General features: G+C 42.5%; 1 pseudogene. It reads left to right on the top strand.

The window, feature by feature from the left end:
* A pseudogene (locus tag CIK04_RS29815) lies at window positions 1–641 on the top strand (inner membrane protein YpjD); the annotation flags it as partial.
* Between the last annotated feature and the right edge of the window lie 154 nt (window positions 642–795).

Genomic DNA, 795 nt, shown 5'->3' with positions numbered 1-795 from the left:
TGAGCGATCTCATTTTTGAAGGGTATGGTCAAAATCTCAGTATTTTAAATGTCGCGTCGTTGATCAGCTTCATCATCTCCTTGGTGATGAGTGCCGCGATGCTCAAAAACCGTTTATGGTTCTTACTGCCTGTCGTCTATAGCTTTGCCGCCATTAATCTCTCTGCTGCGACGTTTTTACCCAGCACTTTCGTWAGCATTTAGAGAATGACCCTAAGCTGTTAATCCATATTTCCTTGGCACTRTTTTCTTATGCCACTTTGACCATTGGCGCACTATACGCACTTCAATGGCTTGGCTAGACATAAACTGAAGCAAAAATCATTAGTCATCAATCCAAACCTACCGCCACTTTTAATGGTGGAAAGACAGCTGTTTAAAATCATTATGATCGGCAATCTACTGTTAACGGCAACGTTGGCAACTGGGTTTGTTTTTGTTCACGATATGTTTGCGGAAGGAAAAGCGCATAAAGCGGTGCTGTCTTTTATTGCTTGGTTGGTTTACTCCACCTTGCTGTGGGGGCATTATCAAAAAGGCTGGACGCGGAAAAAAGTGACCTGGTTTGCTGTTGCAGGGGCAACTTTATTGACCCTGGCCTATTTTGGCAGCCGCTTTGTAAAAGAGATCATACTGAGCTAAACCCATAATGTACTGTCATTTTAGGACAGCTATAACGCGTAATAGCACTGTCATTTATCAGGATAACAAAAGGAAAGATTGAGTTTTGGACGACATATCTACGGGTATCTTATTTGCGCTACTCGCGTGTCTTATCGTCATTTCAGGCTATTTC

This window comes from Vibrio sp. 03_296, assembly GCF_002265885.1.
Note: the sequence above shows the minus strand (reverse complement) of the source record. Positions and strands in the feature narration are given on the sequence as shown.